This window comes from Bacillus cereus group sp. BfR-BA-01383 (assembly GCF_022663495.1).
GTDB lineage: Bacteria > Bacillota > Bacilli > Bacillales > Bacillaceae_G > Bacillus_A > Bacillus_A cereus_AU.
This window is the reverse complement of sequence record NZ_JAKUFP010000010.1, coordinates 114,682-135,279: the sequence shown is the minus strand read 5'-3', so window position 1 is coordinate 135,279 and position 20,598 is coordinate 114,682. Positions and strand designations below refer to the sequence as shown.

Here is a 20,598-nt window from a genome sequence, read left to right as displayed (position 1 = left end):
TATGTAGGAGGTGCTATTTATGTCACAAGAAGCATTTGAAAATAAATTATTCACCAATTTAGAAGCTGTTATTGACCCTGAACTAGGTGTTGATATTGTTAACCTTGGGTTAGTGTATGATGTTACAGCGGATGAAAATAATAATGCTGTCATTACGATGACAATGACTTCTATCGGTTGTCCAATGGCTGGTCAAATCATAGCAGACGTTAAAAAAGTATTATCAACAAACGTACCTGAAGTAAATGAAATAGAAGTTAATGTCGTTTGGAATCCACCATGGTCGAAAGAACGCATGTCACGTATGGCGAAAATCGCATTAGGTATACGCGACTAAATAAAGTGAAACTTTAATCAGTCGGGCGTTTACGGGATAAAGAAAAGACCTGGCAGCCTAGTCAGGTCTTTTTCTCTTATTATTTTACGCCTACTGCATCATAAGCTTTCGTTACAGCTTGTACAGCTTTAGAGTTTTTACCATATAAATCTTCTGCTGACTGAATTGCTGCCTGGCGCATCATTTTAAAGTCAGAGTTTGCAGTTAAATATTTTGTAAGAGCACGGTAGTAAATTTTCTCTGTTGCTTCACGGCCCACTCCAGTTACTTTCACATTATAATGCGTGCCGCCCTCTGATACTAAATATGCAGCTTTATTGTTAATACTACTGTTAATATGAACGCCGCCATTATCAGCTGTTCCAGTATAACGTTTATTGTAATGATCTGGGTAACCTTCACCTGGTTTTAATGGGTTTGGAATAGATGCTGGATCTTTCAGAGAACGAAGTGCATCACCAGGTTTGCCAGGTGTATAAATGTCCGCACCTAAATCCCAGCTCTTCTTCTCAACCATGACACCCATAATATCAGATAACGATTCATTTAACGCACCTGATTCATTTTTATAAACAAGGTTTGCTGTATGTTCAGTTACAGCATGCGTTAATTCGTGACCGATAACATCTAGTCCAGCAGATAATGGAATGAATGTTTTACCATCGCCATCACCATACATCATTTGTATACCGTTCCAAGCTGCATTATTCCAAGCCGTACCTACGTGAACAGTAGAAATCAGTTTTGCACCTTTATCATCGAAGGAATTACGATTAAATGTCTTTTTATAGTAATCGTATACTTTTCCTGCATTTACATGTGCATCAACTGCCGCTTTATCTTCGAAGAACTTAGATTTACTTTCAACTTCTTCTCCTGTATATCCAAGCCATTGTGAGAATAAATTAAACCAGTTTTCATCCATATTCTCTGCATCAAATGTATGAACACCTTGTCCACGCTGACCATCAAATAAGTTGAATGCTCCTGTTTTCTCATCTTGAGCAATTTCAAATGATTGTCTACCACCTAATACTCCGTAACCAAATCCTGTAATGTTATCTACAGCGTTATATTTCTCAATAACATTTCCATTTGTTGCATCAACAAAGTAATGCCAGTACCCTGGAGCTGGTTTTGAAATCGATGCCTTAACTAAGTATGCAAGATAGTAATTTCCATCTTTTTCATACACAAATAAATCTTTTTTCACACCATCATAATTTTTCACTTGCCCAACTTCTTTTTCAATATCAGCCTTTGCAATCGTTTCTGCTTGCTCCGCACTAATACTTGCAAAGGTAGGAATATTTTTATCCTCTAAATTCGGAATAACTTGTCCGAAGAATGCCTTTACATTATTCTCTTTATCTAGCGTAACAGTTTGGTCTGAACCATACACAGGAATGTTATTATGTTTCTCAACTAACTTCACATGTGTCGTGCCAGATTCAGCATCTTTTTCTTCCCCAACAACATTAAAGTGTTTATCAATGTTTCCTGCTAATTTAAACATATCTTTCTTACTCTCTAAATATTGAAAGACCGTCTCTTTTTTATCTAGTCCTTCCGGTGCTTTCCATTCTTCACCTATGTATGCAGGCGTTTTAAATTCTTGATGATATTGAATTTTTTGTTCTTCCGCTTTCGTTGTCGTTGCTCCAAATGTTCCAAATCCCCCGGCGATAACAGTTAACGCTAATGCTGATGAAATGACTTTCTTTTTCACTATAACATTCCCCATTCCCATAAAGATTTTTGACACTTTTATACAATTCTTATTTTTTAAGCCAATACCTCTCCCGAAACATTGAGAAAGTTTTTTCTGACAATTCCACTCAAAAAAAGAGGACATCTTATTCAATGTCCTCTTTTTCATAAACGTTTTATTGTTTTTGTAATTCAATTGCTAAATAGTGTGATTGCTCTTTCGCTTGAATATGAATATCTTCTTCTACCGCTTCTGCCGCATCACGCATAACAAGTGTTTCACCATTTATTACACTACTTCCCTCAATTTGCAGGAGGTACAATTGACGGCCTTCTTTCACAGGAAAATGAATTTCTTTTCCAGCCTCTAATGATAAAGAATATAAATTCGCATCTTGGTGAATCTGAATTGATGCATCTCCTTCCATTGGAGATACCATATGGAACCATTCGTTTTCGCGCTTACTCCAATCAAATTTAAACTCACCGTAATTTGGCTTATGACCAGCGCGGTCCGGTAAAATCCAAATTTGTAATAAACGCAGTGTTTCATTTCCTAAATTATGCTCACTATGAAATACACCTGTACCAGCACTCATATATTGAACATGTCCACGCTCAATTGTTCCGCGGTTTCCCATGCTATCTTCATGTGTTAAAGCACCATCTACAACGTAAGAAATAATCTCCATATCGCGGTGCGGATGCATATCAAAACCAGTTTGTGCCGCTACTAGATCATCATTAATAACACGTAACGCTCCAAAGTTCATGTTATTTGGATTATAGTAATTAGCAAAGGAAAAATGAAAATGTGTATTTAACCAACCGTGATTTGCTCTGCCCATATTTTTATGATCAATTTTTCTAAATATATCCTTCACCTCATATTATCTCGAAATCGAGATTTATTTTGAAATTTTTCTTACTGTAATTTTTTTAGTAATTGTAGTAATTGATGTTGTTCTTCTATATTCAAATTTTGAAACTGCTCCGCTTGGAACGTTTCTTGAGGCGGTACGATTTCCCCGTATAAAGCTCGTCCCTTTTCTGTTAGCGAAATATATTTCGTAGTACCTTCTTGTTCGCGATGAATCCACTCCAGCTGCTCCATTTTATTTAAAAGCTGCGTGACATTTCCTTTCGTAACGAATAGCTTATTTCCAAGCTCTTGTTGTGTTAAACGATCATGCCCTCCAACTTGAGCTAGTACATCAAACTGAGCGGCAGATACATTCCATTCTTTCAAATGCTGATTCGTCTCACGAATACTTTTGTTATAAAAACGTGATAAACGAAACCATAATAGTAATCCGAGTCTATCTTCTGTTTTCATTCTATCACCTCGCTCGTTTCATACCATTAGTTTAGAACTAAACTTTATAAAAGTCAATCACTTATTTTTAGTAAGCAACAAAGAAAGCACAGCGTTATTTTTCCACTATGCTTTACATCAATTTTCTATTTTTATATTCATCTAATTTCCTCTCCGCGAATGCCCTCGCATCTTTCTCGATCCATCTCTCTTCGTATGATTCACTTCCCACATACAATTCATCCCTCTTATCCTGCATCGCATGCCGAAATTCATGCAGTAGCGTTTTGAGCACTTGTTCATACTCTTCCCACATGCAAACGAAAATTAATTGTTTTTCTTTATGATAAAAGCCACCTACCTGAAATAGAAATTCTTCTTCTTCTTCCCCTAGTGATAGAAGGACATTGTTTGCATCACATGTATCACAAAAAATAACTGGCGTTTTACATGCTTCAATAAGAGAAAACAAATCTTCTCTCAGTTTTTTGACATCCCAAGGAAGCTCCGAATCCAACACATACCAATTCTCCACCTGTTGATATACATTTTGAAACTGGAGTTCCATTTCTCTATAATCCCCTTTCCAAACTCCCTTTTCCTATATGTATGCCACAATATGTAAAATATTAAACATATCCTTCTCTAACAAATAACAACTAGTTATTAATTTCCCATAAAAAAGGAATCTATTTAACTATAGATTCCTTCACAATAAGACTTTATATAAAATCTGACCTTACACGTCAATTGTTTAAAATTTAGCTAGTCTTCGTATCCCACTTAAATATTTTATTTAAGAATTTATATACATTCTTGGACTCTTTCGTAAGAAGAGGACCCAAAATAGATAGTATAAGCACATATAGCGCTGAGAATGGTTTTAGTACTGACATTAAACCACCCGCTATTCCAATATTGGCCATAATAATAGAGAACTCTCCTCTTGAAACGATTGTTAATCCGATATTTGTTGATGCTTTATGAGATAATCCAGCTTGTCTTCCTGCAATCATCCCTGCTACGAAGTTACCGATTATCGTAAGAAGGACAGCACCTAACGTTAACCAAATCGCTCCTCCTAATGAGAACGGATCGATACTTAATCCGAAACTGAAGAAGAAAATGGCTCCAAAGAAATCTCTAAACGGAACAACAAGATGTTCAATTCGGTCACTATGCTCTGTCTCAGAGAAAACTAACCCTAAAAGAAGTGCTCCAATTGCTTCTGCAACGTGAATTGTTTCCGAGAAACCTGCAATAAAGAATAAGGAAGCAAATACTACAATAATAAAAATCTCATCTGAACTAATATTGAGCAATTTATTTAATAACGGAGTAGCCTTTCTAGCTACTACAAAGAATAGAAGCATATATCCTAAAGCAATTCCAATTGAAGTGAGAGCACCTAAGAAGGAAGCGTGATCCCCAAGAACTAAGCCAGAAACGACTGATAAATATACAGCTAGGAATATATCTTCAAACATAATAATTCCTAAAATTAGTTCGGTTTCATTATTACCAGTTCTTCTTAAATCCACTAATACTTTTGCAACGATAGCACTAGAAGAAATCGTAATAATACCCGCGATAATTAAGATTTCTAGCAAAGGGAATCCCATTAAAAATCCGTATAATAATCCAAGTGAAAAGTTAATTAAAATATAAATCGTTCCGCCAATCGCAATAGAACGTCCTGATTTAATTAGTTTTTTCATTGAAAATTCTAGTCCTAGATAAAAAAGAAGGAACAGAACGCCGATTCTTCCTAGGAAGGATATTACACTTTCACTCTCTATAAACCTGAGATCGATTACACCTAGTACCGGAGCATGCGGTCCTACTAACATGCCAAGAATGATTAGAAAAGGAATTACTGAGAATTTAAACCTTCCAGCGATTACTGCCGCAATTGCTACTAAAACTAAAGCTGTACCAACTTCAAAAATTAAAGTATCCATCTAGTCAGTCCCCCTATTCGAAAGTAACTCATTAATAATTTTTTTAATTTCTTCTCTCTCACCTGAAACTACAAGCATATCGCCTTCTTCAATTATCGTTTCTGGTCCTGGATTAAATAGCTTTTTCATATTCTTTTTCATAACAGCTATTATCGTTACGCTATATGTTTTTCTTATTTCAAGATCACCAATTGTTTTTCCGATTGCTGGAGCTGCATTCTCCACTTTGAACCACTCAATCGCTAAACCTTCAAAAACCATCTCAACATTTTCTAATGCTCTAGGCTTATATACCATTCCACCTAATATCGCTGCAATTTGTCTTGCCTCTGAGTCACGCAATGAAATACTAGAAATACTTTCTTCATGGTCTGAATCAAAATGATACATTTCTCTACGGCCATCATCATGAATGACGATCACCATTTTTTCGTTACCTTTCGTAACAATTTGAAACTTATAACCAATACCTGGAAGTTCACTTTCTCTAATATTCATATTTAGCTCCTCCTCAACAATTTTTTATTTAAATTTTCTGTTTTTCTGTCTTTTGTTCATCCAATCAATTTTAGAAATTCTAGCCATTCAGAATACCTTTCATTTGGAAATCTTTTATTGTAATAATAAATGCCCCCTAAACAGATACTTGAAGATGTATGGTAACAATAAATTACTCCTCATTTTCAAACTTTCAAGACTTACTTCCAACAGAGATTCTTCTTTCACTTTATCCCTTCTTTCTCACTTGAAATTTTGTTTTTCAAAATGTTAATAATTCTAAAAACAATTATCATGTAACTTAATCATAACACAAAACACATTTAAGTAACATAATTTTTTAGAAAAATTGATTCTAGTATATTTTTTGCATATAATTTTCTTATTACGAAAAAAAAGGAAGTGTATTATATGGTTGATATTTTTAGCAGATTCCTTGAGGTAACGAATAATATTTTATGGTCATATATTCTTATTGCAATGCTAATCGGCTTTGGTCTTTATTTCTCTTTTAAATTGAAATTTGTCCAAATTACTCATTTCGGTGAGATGGTCAGTTTAATTAGTAAAGGATTTAATCGAAAAGAAAAGAAAAAAGATAGCGTCTCCCCGTTCCAAGCATTTTGCTTAAGCGCAGCAGCTCGTATTGGCATCGGAAACTTAGCTGGTGTAGCTTTAGCCATTTCAATGGGCGGACCTGGTGCAATATTTTGGATGTGGTTTATCGCAATTATCGGTGCAGCTACTAGTTTTGTAGAATGTACACTTGCACAAATTTATAAAGTGAAAGATGGAAGCAGGTTCCGTGGTGGCCCAGCATATTACATGGAAAAAGGGTTAAACAAACGTTGGATGGGCGTTTGGTTCTCACTTCTTATTACAGTGACGTACGGATTAATTTTCAATTCAGTTCAAGCAAATACAGTAACAATAGCGTTTGAAAATGCTTTTGGACTAGAGCGAACGATCGTAGGAGCTCTATTAGCTGTATTAGTTGCAGTTATTATTTTTGGCGGTATTAAAAGCATTTCACGTATTACAGAAATGATTGTTCCTCCAATGGCAATCGTTTATATTGGTGTGGCTGTTTTTGTTGTTATTAAAAACTTCGATATGTTACCAAGCATTTTTATGGAAATATTCAACAGTGCATTCGGTTTAGACCAAGCCATCGCTGGTGGTATTGGTGCAGCAATCAAGTTCGGAATTCAGCGCGGTTTATTCGCAACAGAAGCAGGTATGGGTAGCTCTCCTAACGCAGCCGCAACATCAGATGTATCTCACCCTGCAAAACAAGGACTTGTTCAAGCATTAGGTGTTTTCGTAGATACATTCTTAGTATGTACATCAACAGCATTTATCGTATTATGTTCTGGACTTTACAAAGGATCAAATTTACAAGGAATTGAATTAACACAACAAGCATTAAGTTCACAAATTGGATCGTGGGCCAGCACTTTCTTAGCGATTATTATCTTCCTATTTGCTTTCAGTTCCCTACTAGGAAACTACTATTATGGTGAAACAAATATCGCATTCATTAAAGAAAGCAAAACATGGTTAATGATTTATCGCGTTGCAGTTGTCGGAATGGTGTTCTTCGGTTCAATCGCTGCCCTTCAAACTGTTTGGAGTTTAGCTGATTTATTCATGGGACTAATGGTATTTACAAACTTAATTGCCATCTCATTCCTTAGCAAATTCGCCTACGCAGCATTAGCAGACTATATAAAGCAAAAGAAACAAGGAAAAGATCCTGTTTTCGTTGCAAGTTCTATCCCTGGCTTACAAAATACGGAGTGCTGGGATGGACAGGATGTAGAAGAAAAGAAACAGGCTGTGTAATAACTAAAAGCACAACCGACTGTTCTAGCCGCTGAAGCTGGATATCAATAAAAATCCCTATTACTGTGAAGTAATAGGGATTTTTATTTACAACATTTCATAATTTGTTCAAATTAATTCCAGCAAAAGGGTTGATTTATACGAATCACTAGATTATAATAATTATAAATTAATAATCGATATTACATAATAACTCAAAGGGAGATTGATCATAATGAACAAACAAGTAATCGAAGTATTAAACAAACAAGTAGCGAACTGGAGCGTTTTATTCACAAAACTACACAACTTCCATTGGTACGTAAAAGGACCTCAATTCTTCACATTACATGAGAAATTCGAAGAACTTTACACAGAATCAGCTACTCACATCGATGAAATTGCAGAACGTATTTTAGCAATTGGCGGTAAACCAGTAGCAACAATGAAAGAATACTTAGAACTATCTTCTGTTCAAGAAGCAGCTTACGGAGAAACTGCAGAAGGGATGGTCGAAGCAATCATGAAAGACTACGAAATGATGCTAGTCGAACTGAAAAAAGGCATGGAAATCGCTCAGGACTCTGACGACGAAATGACATCTGACCTACTACTAGGCATCTACACAGAACTAGAAAAACACGCTTGGATGCTACGTGCGTTCTTGAATCAATAATAGACTTAAAAGCGAAAGCGGCTCGTTTAGAACAGGAGGGTGTTGGAACTCCTGATTACGAGGCGCTTTTTGCCTCGAATGAAGGAGTGAAACAACTGACTGTTCTAGCCGCTGGAGCTGGATATCATTAAAAGCGGAAGCGGCTCGTTCAGAGTCGCTTTTTTCTATTGGGTGTTCCCATGTAACGGTACATAAAATTATATCAACGATTTTTCAAATATATCGATCATAACTCGCAATATATCAACGATTTTTTCATTATATCGATCACAACTCACAATATATCAACGATTCGACAAAGAATATCGATTTACCAACAAATAACGACAATAATAGCACTCTCCTCCCCTACTTTTATCAATATATTACAATCCCTTTTATGTTAAAATATAGGAAACACCCTTTAGTAATTAGATCCAAAAAGCTTTTCCAAATTCATCATTTACTACTTAAATGGCGGGAGTGGTTCAGTTGAAAGACTACTTAATTAGAGCATTTTTTGCGTTAATAACAGTTGGGATTGTCTTACTTATAGCTACTATTTTCAATATACGTGTCGAGGTTAAAGACTATGCTTTCCTCGTTGTTGTAGCAATTGGTGGCGGCTGGGGTGGCTGGTACCTGTATAAAAAACAAACTAATAAAAGTGATAAAGGCATTCCAAAGTAATATGGAATGCCTTCCTTGTTATTTCCGTCTATAGTAAATAATGAAATTTAGACCACTGGTCAAACCAATCCCAATAAACATATTAAAAGACTGCACATCGCCACCTAGATTATACTCATCAACAATAAACCCAGACATAAACAGTGTTATCGCCGAAACGCCGATACATATAACCGAAATAAACCAAAGCGAAAATTCATTAATTAGCTCTTTCTTCTGTCTTAAAACGATTAGCATAACAAGAACAGATGCTACTAAAACACTTTTAAAAACAGGGCGTAAATACACAAACTCCTCCATCTCTTTCTCCTTTTCTGAAAAATATTATATCTTAACATTAATATATTTAACCAAATTAAAAACACATGCCTTTTATGATAAAAAAGACATGTGTTTCTATAAATCGCTATAAAAATGTACTATGACAATTGCTTCCACTTCGTCCCCAAAACAGGTCGTTCGTAATTTTGGATTTTATGAATTAATTCATCTGCCTTCTCGGCTGAAACAATTAACTCTTTATTTGATGGATTCATAAACCCTTCATCCGCAGCACGTTCAACCATTTGTAAAATCGGTCCGTAAAAATCTTTTATATTTAATAAGCCAACCGGCTTATTATGTATACCAATTTGTGACCAACATACAACTTCAAATAGTTCTTCAAACGTTCCATATCCGCCTGGTAATGCAATGAAAGCATCTGCAAGCTCTGCCATTTTCGCTTTACGCTCATGCATCGTTTCTACTTCAATTAGTTCTGTTAATCCTGTATGTACAATTTCTCCACGGAATAAACCGCGCGGCATAACACCTGTCACACGTCCGCCTAAACGAAGAACCTCGTTTGCTACTTCTCCCATTAATCCAACGCATGAACCGCCGTATATAAGCTCATAGTCGTTCTCAACAAACATTTTTCCTAATTCAATTGCCTGCTCTTTAAACTCTGGTCTCTCCCCTAAATTGGAACCTGCAAACACACAAATCTTTCTCATCCCTACACCCCAAAACTATATATTGTCATGATACAATTGACATTGTACAACATATTGAGGAGATGAGGAAGAAATGGATATCGTCGCATTTCAAAGATGGGTTGAGGAATTTTACGAAAAACGAAGCTGGTCACAGTATAATGCCTTTATTCGCTTAAATTTCTTAACCGAGGAAGTTGGAGAAGTTTCACGCGTTGTTCGCGCAATTGAAATCGGCCGTGATCGTCCAGATGAAGATGCGAAAACACAAGAAGAGCTAAAACAAGAACTAAAAGAAGAACTTGGTGATGTACTATCTAATCTTGTTATTCTTTCACAAAAATATGATTTGGATTTACAAGATATTATGGAAGCACACGTCACAAAGCTTTCGAAAAGGTTCGAAACACCTAAATGAGAATATTATCAATTGTGATATAATATTCTTGTCAAAATAATAAGGGGGATTTTATGTTATCTAAAAAATTGCACGACGCATTAAACGATCAAATGAACTTTGAATTTTATTCCGCTCACGCTTATATGGCAATGGCCGCTTACTGTACAGCTGAGAGCTACGATGGATTTGCTAACTTTTTCCTTGTACAAGCTGAAGAAGAGCGTTTCCACGCAATGAAGCTTTACAACTACATTAATGACCGCGGCGAGCGCGCTATTATTACTGGATTTGATAATCCTAACAACGAATACGAATCTGTACTAAATGCTTTTGAAGTCGCACTTGAACACGAGCGTGAAGTAACGAAGCGTATTTATAACTTATCTGATATCGCTTGGGATGAGCGTGAACACGCAACAATTACATTCTTAAAATGGTTCGTTGATGAGCAAGTTGAAGAAGAAGCTTCATTTGATAGCATCATCCAAAAATTAAAACGTATTACAAACGATTCAAACGCACTATTTATGCTAGATGCTGAATTAGAGAAACGTACATTTACGCCTCCAGCTGAATAATATTTCAATCACCTTAACGAATGTATTAAGGTGATTTTTTATTTGCTTTCTATCTTAAAATCACCTTAAAATTCCTCGTATTTGACATAGCACCAGTAAAAAAATGGTATTATTTTCAATATAAAACAATATACAAGGAGAGAAAAAATGAACCAACGTGTAGAAGTTGTTGATGCAATTCGTGGTTTCGCTTTATTTGGTATTTTACTTGTTAATATAACATTAATTCAATTCGGGTTATTCGCTAATGAAAAACCCACTTATATTTTCGGAAAACTCGATGAAAGTGCTAATTGGTTTATTCAATTTTTCGGCACACAGAATTTTATTTCCCTATTCTCTTTTTTATTTGGGCTTAGCATTATTTTGTTACAAAAAAGTATTATCGCAAAAGGAAAAAAGTTTTTCCCCACATACATAAGGCGTATTAGCATTCTTTTACTACTAGGTTTCATTCACGGCACCTTTATTTGGTCCGGAGATATTTTATTTGCATACGGGCTTATCGGAATTTTCTTAATGATGTTTATAAATAGAAAACCAAAAACATTATTGATTTGGGCAATTATTCTACTCGCACTTATTACACTTATTACACTTATTACACTTATGTCTTATCAAACTGATCCATCTACAAATATAAATGATTTCGCACCTTATACTGAAAAAGAACATAAAGTCCATCAAACTGGAAGCTATATGGATCATGTCAACTTTAGATTGACTGAAAATCCTTTTGATTCCATGGGAATTAATGGTGCATTCGGATTAGTTTTCATATCAGTTTTCGCAATAATTTTTATGTCTCCACTTTTCTTACTCGGAATGTATGTAGGGAAAAAGGGCTGGTTATTTGAGGTCGCTCAACATATACCTGCTGTCAAAAAAATTTGGTTTGTCACAGGGCTCTTCTCTTTTACAATTAAAATCTTATCTATGTTCGTAAAGCACCCGATTTTAATTATGTTACAAGATGGCCTTACACCAGTAACTATGACCTTCTTTTACGGAAGCACAATTATTTTATTATTCCATTACAAAAAAGCAACCCGCCTACTAACATACATGGCGAACATGGGAAAAATGTCCGTTAGTAATTACTTAGCACAATCTATTATCGCAACAACTATTTTTTACGCATATGGATTTGGCTTATACGGTAAAATCGGTTATTTCTTCGGTATTCTTTTAACCATTGGAATTTATGCAATCCAATTATTCGTTAGCACCTATTGGCTACAGAAATACCGAATGGGGCCTGTGGAATATGTGTGGAGGCTGGGAACTTATTTGGAAAAACCACGATTTAAAAAAGACTTGGATAAAGCAAGTTAAAAAGCAATGAGCTCCGACTCATTGCTTTTTTATTTCTTTTCTAAGCCCAATAAGCTTGAACAAATCTTTCTTATACAGACTTGAAACCTTTTCAACAAAGTCACTGTTTGTAAAAGTCCCATCCCCTTCTTCTACTATGCTCAAGTATCCGTGTATTAATTTCAAAAACGCTCTAGCATCTTCGCCAGTTAAATGATCAATGTTCTCTATAACCTCATCAAGCTCCCTTAAAACATCCCGTTCATTCACCCTAACTCCCCCTCACTGCCTTATTATATTTATCATACCAAAACAAAAAAGTCGTTCATCCCCTAAGAGATAAACGACTTCTTTATTATTTATTAAAGCATAACCCCAACGATAATCGCTGATAATATACTTACTAACGTTGCACCGTATACAAGTTTTAGTCCGAATGATGATACAACGTTTGCTTGTTTGCCATCGATACTCTTCGTTGCACCTGCGATAATTCCGATAGATGAGAAGTTCGCGAATGATACAAGGAAGATTGATAAAATACCTACTGTACGAGTTGATAACTCACCAGCTACTTTGCCTAAATCAAGCATCGCAACAAATTCGTTTGTTACTAATTTCGTTGCCATAATTTGTCCTGCTGTTAGCATCTCTGATGTTGGGATACCCATTACGAATGCTAATGGTGAGAAAACGTAACCTAAAATGCTTTGGAATGTGATTCCGAAAATAGAATCGAATACACCGTTAATTGCTGTAATTAATGCTACGAAACCGATTAACATCGCCGCTACTGTTACAGCGATAGAGAAACCAAGCATAATATATTCGCCTAACATTTCAAAGAATGTTTGTTTCTTATCTTCTTGTAATTCTAAAATATCGTCTTCTTCTTTTACGTCATATGGATTAATAATATGAACGATAATGAATCCACTGAATAAGTTTAGTACAAGTGCTGTTACTACATATTTTGGATCAATCATTTTCATATAAGAACCGACGATTGACATCGATACTGTTGACATTGATGATGCACAAAGTGTGTATAAACGATTTTTCGGTAATTTGCTTAGTTGATCTTTTACTGTAATAAATACTTCTCCTTGACCAACAATTGCAGCTGCTACCGCATTATATGATTCTAGTTTTCCTAAACCGTTAATTTTACTTAATACGAAACCGACTGCACGAATGATAATCGGTAAAATTTTAATGTGTTGTAAGATCCCGATTAATACTGCTAAGAAAATAATCGGTAATAATACTGTTAAGAAGAATGGTGCTTGTCCATCGTTTGCTAGACCACCAAATACGAAATTAACCCCAGCTTCCGCAAATTTTAAAATAGCGCCAAATCCATCTGCAATCCCTTTTACTAATACAAATCCGACCTTTGTATTTAGTAAGAAATACGCAAGTACCAATTGAATTACAAGCATAAGTGCAATTGGTTTATATTTAATTTTCTTACGATCTGAACTTATAAGGAAACCTAGTACAAATACTACAAGTAAACCGACTAGAAACATTACTATTTTCATATATGAATCCTCCACTTCTCTCACGAGTTATTAGTCATCTAACGAATGACGTCTGACCATTGTTGTTAAAAAAATTTAAAACCCCTAAATATTATTCAACTGTTCTCTACAATCAGTAAGCGTTTACATAAATTGCAATTTATAAAAGGTAGCCTCGTCTCTCCTACCATATTTGAAAGTCTGAAATTGATACCACCTACAAATCAAATTGTAAGCGTTATCTAACCGAAATGCAATATAAATTTCAAAAGATTTTTATATGTAAATATATTCCTCATTAATTGGTTTTTTTATGAAAATCTACCATAAAAAATAGCCCCAGCTATGAGCTAGGACCATCCTTTTTTATAACATAACACCAACGATAATCGCCGATAAAAGACTTACTAATGTCGCACCGTATACAAGTCGTAATCCGAATGATGAAACAACGTTTGATTGGTTTTCATCGATCCCTTTCGTTGCACCTGCGATAATTCCGATAGATGAAAAGTTCGCAAATGATACAAGGAATACAGAAAGAATACCAACTGTACGAGCTGATAACTCACCAGCTACTTTTCCAAGATCAAGCATCGCAACAAATTCGTTCGATACTAATTTCGTTGCCATGATTTGTCCCGCTGTTACCATCTCTGATTGCGGGATTCCCATTACGAACGCTAGTGGTGAGAAAATATATCCTAAAATAGCCTGGAATGTAATACCGAACACTGAATCAAACAAGCTATTGATTGCTGTAATTAATGCTACGAAACCAAGTAACATTGCCGCTACCGTAATTGCAATCGTGAAACCAAGCATAATATACTCGCTCAGCATTTCAAAGAATGATTGTTTCTTCTTATTTTCTAACTGCAATGTATCTTCTTCTTCTGTAATATCGTACGGATTAATAATATGAATGATAATGAAACCACTAAATAAATTTAATACAAGTGCTGTTACTACATACTTCGGTTCAATCATTTTCATATAAGAACCAACAATTGACATCGATACTGTCGACATGGACGATGCACATAATGTATATAAACGATGTTTTGGGATTTTACTTAACTGATCTTTTACTGTAATAAATACTTCTGCTTGACCAACAATTGCAGCTGCTACCGCATTATATGATTCTAGTTTTCCTAAACCATTTACTTTACTTAACAAAGTACCAATAGCACGAATAAGTATCGGTAAAATTTTAAAGTGTTGCAGAATTCCAATTAAAACGGCAAAGAATACGATTGGTAATAAAGCTGTTAAGAAGAATGAAACCTCTCCTTTATTAACAAGACCACCAAATACGAAAACGATTCCAGATTCCGCATATCCAAGAAGTGCTCCAAATCCATCTGAAATTCCTTTTACTAAAATATAACCAATTGGTGTATTTAATAAGAAATACGTTAACGCTAGCTGAATAACAAGCATAATCGCGATTGGTTTATACTTAATCTTCTTTCGATCCGTGCTTATAAGAAAACCGAGTACAAATACAACGAGTAATCCTACAAGAAACATAACAAACTTCATTAATAAAATCCTCCATTTAACTCTTCTTTAATGTTGAACGTCTGACTACTAGAAATAAGAAATAATCCGAACTTTCCATTCCCCCTCAAAAATACTCAATCTGATATAAAAAAATCATAAAACCTTTTGTTTCAAAGGCATTTTCCATTCTAACATAAATTACAACTCATATCCGCACTTTTCTAAAAAAATACATTTTATTATAAAACCCCTATTAATGTTCGTCTTTTTTATAATAACATAAAAAAATGAGCATCAAGTTTCACTTGATGCTCACCTCATTATACAGCTTTTTCTTTATCCGCTACCGTTGGCTTATCCCAACACTCTGTATTGTTCAAACCTGGAATAGAATCCGCATAAAAGACTGGATCTTTTCCTTGTTTCTTTTGCTTTACGTAATCTGATAATGCCGCGAAAGCATACTTAGAAAGGAATACAATTGCTACTAAGTTAATAACAGCCATAATACCCATGAATAGATCCGCTAAGTCCCAAACAATTTGAATTGTTGCTACAGACCCTAACATAACCATACCAAGTACAGCAATTCGATAAACATTTAATAGCACTTTACTTCCATTTAAGAATTCAATATTTGTTTCACCATAGTAGTAGTTACCTACTAGTGAACTAAATGCAAATAAGAAGATTGCAACTGCTACAAATATAGATGCCCATGGTCCAATGTGTTGACTTAACGCTTGTTGCGTTAATTGAATTCCATTTAAATCAGCTGCACCAGGTACATCAGATAATAAAATGATGAATGCTGTACAACTACAAATTAATAATGTATCTGTAAATACCCCTAAAGTTTGAATGAAACCTTGTTTAACTGGATGCGTTACGTTTGCAGTCGCAGCTGCGTTCGGCGCACTACCCATACCAGCTTCATTTGAGAATAATCCACGTTTTACTCCTAGTAAAATCGCAGCTCCTAATCCCCCGCCAACTACTTCTTTAATTCCGAAAGCATGTAAGAAAATCTCTTTAAATACATGCGGAATTGCCGTAATGTTTGTTACAACAACGAATAATGCAACTGCTACATATATAATTGCCATTACTGGAACAATCATTTCAACTGCACGTGCAATTCGCTTAACCCCTCCGAAAATAATAATCGCCAGTAAACCAGCCATAACAACACCAACAAGTCTGCCATCTGTTTTAAATGCCTCATCAAAGGCTGCCGCTACAGTATTTGATTGCACAGCATTAAAAATTAATCCGAAACTAACTGTTATTAGAACAGAGAAAATAACACCTAACCAGCGTTTCTTTAAACCCTTTTCCATATAATACGCTGGGCCCCCACGGAATGTATTCCCATCTTTTACTTTATAAATTTGCGCTAACGTGCTCTCTACAAATGCAGAAGCACCCCCAATTACCGCGATTAACCACATCCAAAATACAGCTCCAGGTCCTCCCATAGAAATTGCAATAGCTACACCAGCTAAGTTACCAGTACCTACACGAGAAGCTGTACTCATACAAAATGCTTGGAATGATGATACACCACTTTTTTCTTTTTGCGCTTTTCTTGTCTTTGAACTCGCCCCATCCCCAAGTAAGCGAATCATTTCACCGAAGTAACGAATTTGGACAAATTTCACACGAAATGAAAAGTAAAGTCCTAACCCAATTAACATCGCAATAATGATATATGACCAAAGGACATTATTTATATCCCCAATTATATTAGTTAAAAAATCCATAATTATATTGCCCCCTATTCCTTACAATAAGAAAATTATATTCTAAAAACTTTTAGCAATCAAGAATTTTCGACAAAAATGTAAGGTTTTTTAACACAACCATGTCAGAATTCCTCACATGTGTGTTTTTTACATCTTTTATTACAACAAAAAACGAGCATCGAATTCATCTCGATGCTCGCCTTTTTATTACACTGCTTTTTCTTTATCCGTTGCCGCTGGATTATCCCAACACTCTGTATTTGTTAAGCCAGGAATAGAATCCGCGCTGAAAACTGGGTCTTTCCCTTGTTTCTTTTGTTTCACATAGTCTGCCAATGCAGCATACGCAAATCGACCAAGAAGCGTAATCGCAATTAAGTTTGTAATTACCATTAGCCCCATAAATAAGTCTGCCATATTCCACACAACTTGAAGCGTCGCAACAGAACCGAATAATACCATTGCCACTACCGCAATACGGTAAATTGTTAACCAAGTTTTACTTTGTTTAATAAATTCAATATTTGTTTCACCATAATAGTAGTTTCCTAGAAGCGAACTGAAAGCAAATAAGAAAATGATGATCGCTAAAAAGCTACTTGCCCACGGGCCAATTTGTGAGCTTAACGCATTTTGTGTTAATTCAATACCTTCTAAGTTCGTTGCTTTATATGCACCAGAACATAATACGATAAACGCTGTTGATGTACACACTAAAAATGTATCTACTAAAACACCGATTGTTTGAATAAATCCTTGTTTTGCCGGATGCGTTACGTCAGCAGTTGCTGCCGCATTTGGCGCACTACCCATACCCGCTTCGTTTGCAAATAATCCGCGCTGAATACCATATTTCATTGCAGCACCGATACCGCCACCTACAGCTGAATCTAAACCGAATGCACCTTTAAAGATTTCCGTAAACACATCTGGTAGTAAATAGAAATTTTTAATAACAACGAAAATAGCCACTGCAATATAAAGAAGTGCCATTGGCGGAACAATCATTTCAGACATACGCGCAATACTTTTCACGCCACCAAAAATAATCACCGCTACTAATACCGCTAATACGATTCCAACAACATAACGCTCAATACCAAATGCATTTTCAAATGCTAATGTAACTGTATTTGCTTGTACTGAGTTAAAGATTAAACCGTAACTAATTGTGATTAGAATAGAGAACCAAATCCCCATCCAACGTTTATTTAAACCTTTTTCCATATAATAAGCAGGACCACCACGGAAGCCACTGCCATCTTTTATTTTATAAATTTGCGCAAGCGTACTTTCTACAAAACTTGAAGATGCTCCGACAATCGCAATAACCCACATCCAAAATACAGCTCCAGGTCCTCCCATAGAAATAGCTAGCGCTACACCAGCTAAGTTCCCGATTCCAATACGAGCTGCTGAACTCATACAAAACGCTTGGAAAGAAGATACACTACCCTTTTTACGCGTCTTACCAGTTAATCCATCACTCATTAATCGAACCATTTCCCCTAAATGAGTAATTTGTACGAATTTTAATTTAATAGAAAAATAAAGACCTAAACCAATTAACATTGCAATAAGAATATATGACCAAAGAATTGTATTCGTTGATGAAACGAATTGTTCTAAAATATTCATACAATTAACCCCCTCCTTTTATTCATAAAACGAATTATATTTAAAAAATACTTAAAAATCAACATATTTCGACATCTTTCAACTTCCAAATATTAGAGGTTTTATGACTCCCCCTTTCAACAAACACACATACTAAAACAAAAAAATATTTTCATAAACAACGCCATTGACAAAACCTCATGCCTGTAACTATAATGGTTACATTAAGTTGTAACAAACATAATTACAACAAATTCATTCATTTTCAGATATACACTTTAATAAAACACTTTGGAGGGATTCATTATGAAAATCGGAATTATCGGAGCAACTGGTAAAGCAGGAAGTCGTATTTTAAAAGAGGCATTAGATCGTGGACATGAAGTAACTGCAATCGTAAGAAACGCTGCAAAAATTACAGAAGAAAATGTAAAAGTTTTAGAGAAAGATGTATTCTCTCTTACATCTAACGACCTACAAGCATTTGATGTAGTGGTAAATGCATTCGGCGCTCCAGCAGGACAAGAACATCTTCATGTAGATGCAGGAAATGTACTAATTGAAGCTATGAAAGGTGCACCTAATACGAAATTACTTGTAGTCGGCGGCGCTGGTAGCTTATTTGTAGACGAAGAGAAAACAACACGTGTATTTGATACACCAGGATTCCCAAATGAATACCTTGCAACTGCTCAAAACCAAGGTAAAAACTTAGAAATTCTAAAGCAAACAAACGATATCACTTGGACATTCATCAGCCCTTCTGCACTATTCGCATTAGGAAAACGTACTGGCTCTTATACAGCTGGTAAAGACAACCTTCTTGTTAACTCAAAAGGTGATAGCTACGTAAGTTACGAAGACTTCGCAGTAGCAGCACTTGATGAAATCGAAAATCCAAAACATGTAAACGAACGCTTCACAGTAGTTTCTGAAGCTGAATAATAAAAAAGCTCGTAAACATAGTGTTTACGAGCTTTTTTCATCATCTGTTATATTGATTCGGTTTATGCGGTTCATTTGGTGTATAGGGTTTATTTGGTTTATTATCATGACCATTTGCCTTTTTCCAATTTACCGATAACTCTGGACTTGTCTTCTCTTCACTACGCTCTAATAATACAACTGCATTTTGAATCGTTGGTGTTCCTTTATGGGCAATTCCTTGTAATTTCGTTAAATTGCCTGATACTTTAAAGCTAAATCCACCCGCTGGCGTTTGTTTCGGAATTAAAATGCGGAACTTCTCTTCTACATTAAATTCTGTTTTTGCCTCGCCTTTTTCATTTACGAACTTCGCGCCTTGTGGTGCACCAGTTGCTTGTACTTTATACGTTCCACTTTTCGCGTTTGTTTCTACTGTATATAAACCAGTTTCAAAAAACTCATCTTTTAATACTGCTTCTTGTTCTTCTGTAGGAGTTACGCTCATCGTAATTTCTTGTAATTCTTCACTAGCGCTTGCTTTTGCGACAATATCTTTCGTTACTTTTTCTACATTTTTATTACGGAAATCCAAATCATTAATATCAATTTGTTTTAACGCATTCCACACCGCAAGCTGCGTTGCGTAATGTGCATCTCTCCAATCAGAAACACCTAATTCTTGCGGACTCTTTTGTGGGTATCCGTTTAATAGTACGCGATACACGTTAATGTCCACTTTACCCATTTCAGGTAAATCTTGACCACCTGGAGATTTTAAATCTACATTTAAGCAAAAAGCAATTTTTCCATCGGCGGTTTTAATAAGCTCTGTTCGAATTGGTTTCTTCTTTGACTTACTATAACTCCAATCCATTTGATACTTTGTATGATCCATAACTTCTGCGGATGCTTTTTGAAGTGGAAATAATAAGTTCGCAAATACAAATAAAACACTCAAAAAAGCGGCCATTAGCTTGAACGATCGTTTTATATTCATGTCTACAACCCCTTATAAAAT

The 20,598-nt window shown here is 35.4% G+C and carries 23 protein-coding genes; 9 read left to right on the top strand and 14 right to left on the bottom strand.

Annotation, left to right across the window (positions count from 1 at the left end; translation table 11 throughout):
• The first annotated feature begins 19 nt into the window (after positions 1 to 19).
• Positions 20 to 337, top strand: a complete 318-nt coding sequence (locus tag MR065_RS12615; protein ID WP_242213880.1) for a metal-sulfur cluster assembly factor — start codon at positions 20 to 22, stop codon at positions 335 to 337.
• Between the two features lie 79 nt (positions 338 to 416).
• Here MR065_RS12615 and nprB read toward each other — a convergent pair whose 3' ends face one another.
• The 6 genes from nprB to MR065_RS12585 form a co-directional block, all read right to left on the bottom strand.
• Positions 417 to 2,066: a neutral protease NprB gene (gene nprB, locus MR065_RS12610; RefSeq protein WP_242213879.1), complete on the bottom strand. Its 1,650-nt coding sequence runs from the start codon at positions 2,064 to 2,066 to the stop codon at positions 417 to 419.
• 157 nt (positions 2,067 to 2,223) lie between these two features.
• On the bottom strand, positions 2,224 to 2,922 hold the full coding sequence (locus MR065_RS12605; protein WP_242213895.1) for a pirin family protein: 699 nt from the start codon (positions 2,920 to 2,922) through the stop codon (positions 2,224 to 2,226).
• Positions 2,923 to 2,972: 50 nt separating this feature from the next.
• Positions 2,973 to 3,383: a MarR family winged helix-turn-helix transcriptional regulator gene (locus tag MR065_RS12600; RefSeq protein ID WP_242213878.1), complete on the bottom strand. Its 411-nt coding sequence runs from the start codon at positions 3,381 to 3,383 to the stop codon at positions 2,973 to 2,975.
• Positions 3,384 to 3,495: 112 nt separating this feature from the next.
• Positions 3,496 to 3,930, bottom strand: coding sequence for a DUF3920 family protein (locus MR065_RS12595; protein WP_242213877.1), 435 nt, complete (start codon positions 3,928 to 3,930; stop codon positions 3,496 to 3,498).
• Between the two features lie 193 nt (positions 3,931 to 4,123).
• Entirely contained in the window at positions 4,124 to 5,323 is a 1,200-nt protein-coding gene (locus MR065_RS12590; RefSeq protein ID WP_098989416.1) for a cation:proton antiporter, read from the bottom strand.
• Positions 5,324 to 5,821: a cation:proton antiporter regulatory subunit gene (locus tag MR065_RS12585; RefSeq protein WP_242213876.1), complete on the bottom strand. Its 498-nt coding sequence runs from the start codon at positions 5,819 to 5,821 to the stop codon at positions 5,324 to 5,326.
• Between the two features lie 411 nt (positions 5,822 to 6,232).
• Here MR065_RS12585 and MR065_RS12580 point away from each other — a divergent pair, with 411 nt between their 5' ends.
• From MR065_RS12580 to MR065_RS12565, 4 genes are all read left to right on the top strand, one after another.
• A complete protein-coding gene (locus MR065_RS12580; protein WP_242213875.1) occupies positions 6,233 to 7,666 on the top strand; it encodes an alanine/glycine:cation symporter family protein in 1,434 nt (477 codons plus the stop codon).
• A 214-nt stretch (positions 7,667 to 7,880) separates the two neighbouring features.
• Positions 7,881 to 8,321, top strand: coding sequence for a Dps family protein (locus MR065_RS12575; protein WP_242213874.1), 441 nt, complete (start codon positions 7,881 to 7,883; stop codon positions 8,319 to 8,321).
• Entirely contained in the window at positions 8,291 to 8,452 is a 162-nt protein-coding gene (locus tag MR065_RS12570; protein WP_242213873.1) for a hypothetical protein, read from the top strand. Before MR065_RS12575 ends, MR065_RS12570 begins: the two co-directional genes overlap by 31 nt.
• A gap of 340 nt (positions 8,453 to 8,792) precedes the next feature.
• On the top strand, positions 8,793 to 8,990 hold the full coding sequence (locus tag MR065_RS12565; RefSeq protein WP_097904203.1) for a hypothetical protein: 198 nt from the start codon (positions 8,793 to 8,795) through the stop codon (positions 8,988 to 8,990).
• Between the two features lie 18 nt (positions 8,991 to 9,008).
• Here MR065_RS12565 and MR065_RS12560 read toward each other — a convergent pair whose 3' ends face one another.
• Together MR065_RS12560 and MR065_RS12555 are read right to left on the bottom strand one after the other, a co-directional pair.
• Complete coding sequence (locus tag MR065_RS12560) at positions 9,009 to 9,290, bottom strand: hypothetical protein (protein WP_242213872.1); 282 nt, start codon at positions 9,288 to 9,290, stop codon at positions 9,009 to 9,011.
• Positions 9,291 to 9,409: 119 nt separating this feature from the next.
• Positions 9,410 to 9,988, bottom strand: a complete 579-nt coding sequence (locus tag MR065_RS12555) for an LOG family protein (protein WP_277927393.1) — start codon at positions 9,986 to 9,988, stop codon at positions 9,410 to 9,412.
• Between the two features lie 73 nt (positions 9,989 to 10,061).
• On the opposite strand from MR065_RS12555, the gene MR065_RS12550 reads away from it, so the two are divergent.
• The 3 genes from MR065_RS12550 to MR065_RS12540 all read left to right on the top strand — a co-directional run bounded on the left by MR065_RS12550 (position 10,062) and on the right by MR065_RS12540 (position 12,280).
• The gene (locus MR065_RS12550; RefSeq protein WP_242213871.1) at positions 10,062 to 10,385 is read left to right on the top strand and encodes a MazG-like family protein; all 324 of its coding nucleotides are present in this window, start codon (positions 10,062 to 10,064) and stop codon (positions 10,383 to 10,385) included.
• A 53-nt stretch (positions 10,386 to 10,438) separates the two neighbouring features.
• A complete protein-coding gene (locus tag MR065_RS12545; protein WP_025148261.1) occupies positions 10,439 to 10,945 on the top strand; it encodes a ferritin in 507 nt (168 codons plus the stop codon).
• 147 nt (positions 10,946 to 11,092) lie between these two features.
• Positions 11,093 to 12,280 carry a DUF418 domain-containing protein gene (locus tag MR065_RS12540; protein WP_242213870.1) on the top strand — a complete coding sequence of 396 codons (1,188 nt, stop codon included), beginning with the start codon at positions 11,093 to 11,095 and terminating at the stop codon, positions 12,278 to 12,280.
• A gap of 18 nt (positions 12,281 to 12,298) precedes the next feature.
• Here the strand turns inward: MR065_RS12540 and MR065_RS12535 are convergent, their stop codons facing one another.
• From MR065_RS12535 to MR065_RS12515, 5 genes are all read right to left on the bottom strand, one after another.
• Positions 12,299 to 12,529: a hypothetical protein gene (locus MR065_RS12535; protein WP_242213869.1), complete on the bottom strand. Its 231-nt coding sequence runs from the start codon at positions 12,527 to 12,529 to the stop codon at positions 12,299 to 12,301.
• A 92-nt stretch (positions 12,530 to 12,621) separates the two neighbouring features.
• Entirely contained in the window at positions 12,622 to 13,803 is a 1,182-nt protein-coding gene (locus tag MR065_RS12530) for a NupC/NupG family nucleoside CNT transporter (RefSeq protein ID WP_097904197.1), read from the bottom strand.
• 345 nt (positions 13,804 to 14,148) lie between these two features.
• Positions 14,149 to 15,330 carry a NupC/NupG family nucleoside CNT transporter gene (locus tag MR065_RS12525; protein WP_097904196.1) on the bottom strand — a complete coding sequence of 394 codons (1,182 nt, stop codon included), beginning with the start codon at positions 15,328 to 15,330 and terminating at the stop codon, positions 14,149 to 14,151.
• A 281-nt stretch (positions 15,331 to 15,611) separates the two neighbouring features.
• Positions 15,612 to 17,054, bottom strand: coding sequence for an alanine/glycine:cation symporter family protein (locus tag MR065_RS12520; RefSeq protein ID WP_242213868.1), 1,443 nt, complete (start codon positions 17,052 to 17,054; stop codon positions 15,612 to 15,614).
• A 189-nt stretch (positions 17,055 to 17,243) separates the two neighbouring features.
• Positions 17,244 to 18,674, bottom strand: coding sequence for an alanine/glycine:cation symporter family protein (locus MR065_RS12515; protein WP_242213867.1), 1,431 nt, complete (start codon positions 18,672 to 18,674; stop codon positions 17,244 to 17,246).
• 285 nt (positions 18,675 to 18,959) lie between these two features.
• On the opposite strand from MR065_RS12515, the gene MR065_RS12510 reads away from it, so the two are divergent.
• Positions 18,960 to 19,598: an NAD(P)-dependent oxidoreductase gene (locus MR065_RS12510; protein WP_242213866.1), complete on the top strand. Its 639-nt coding sequence runs from the start codon at positions 18,960 to 18,962 to the stop codon at positions 19,596 to 19,598.
• Positions 19,599 to 19,638: 40 nt separating this feature from the next.
• Here MR065_RS12510 and MR065_RS12505 read toward each other — a convergent pair whose 3' ends face one another.
• Positions 19,639 to 20,577 carry a thioester domain-containing protein gene (locus MR065_RS12505; RefSeq protein WP_242213865.1) on the bottom strand — a complete coding sequence of 313 codons (939 nt, stop codon included), beginning with the start codon at positions 20,575 to 20,577 and terminating at the stop codon, positions 19,639 to 19,641.
• Between the last annotated feature and the right edge of the window lie 21 nt (positions 20,578 to 20,598).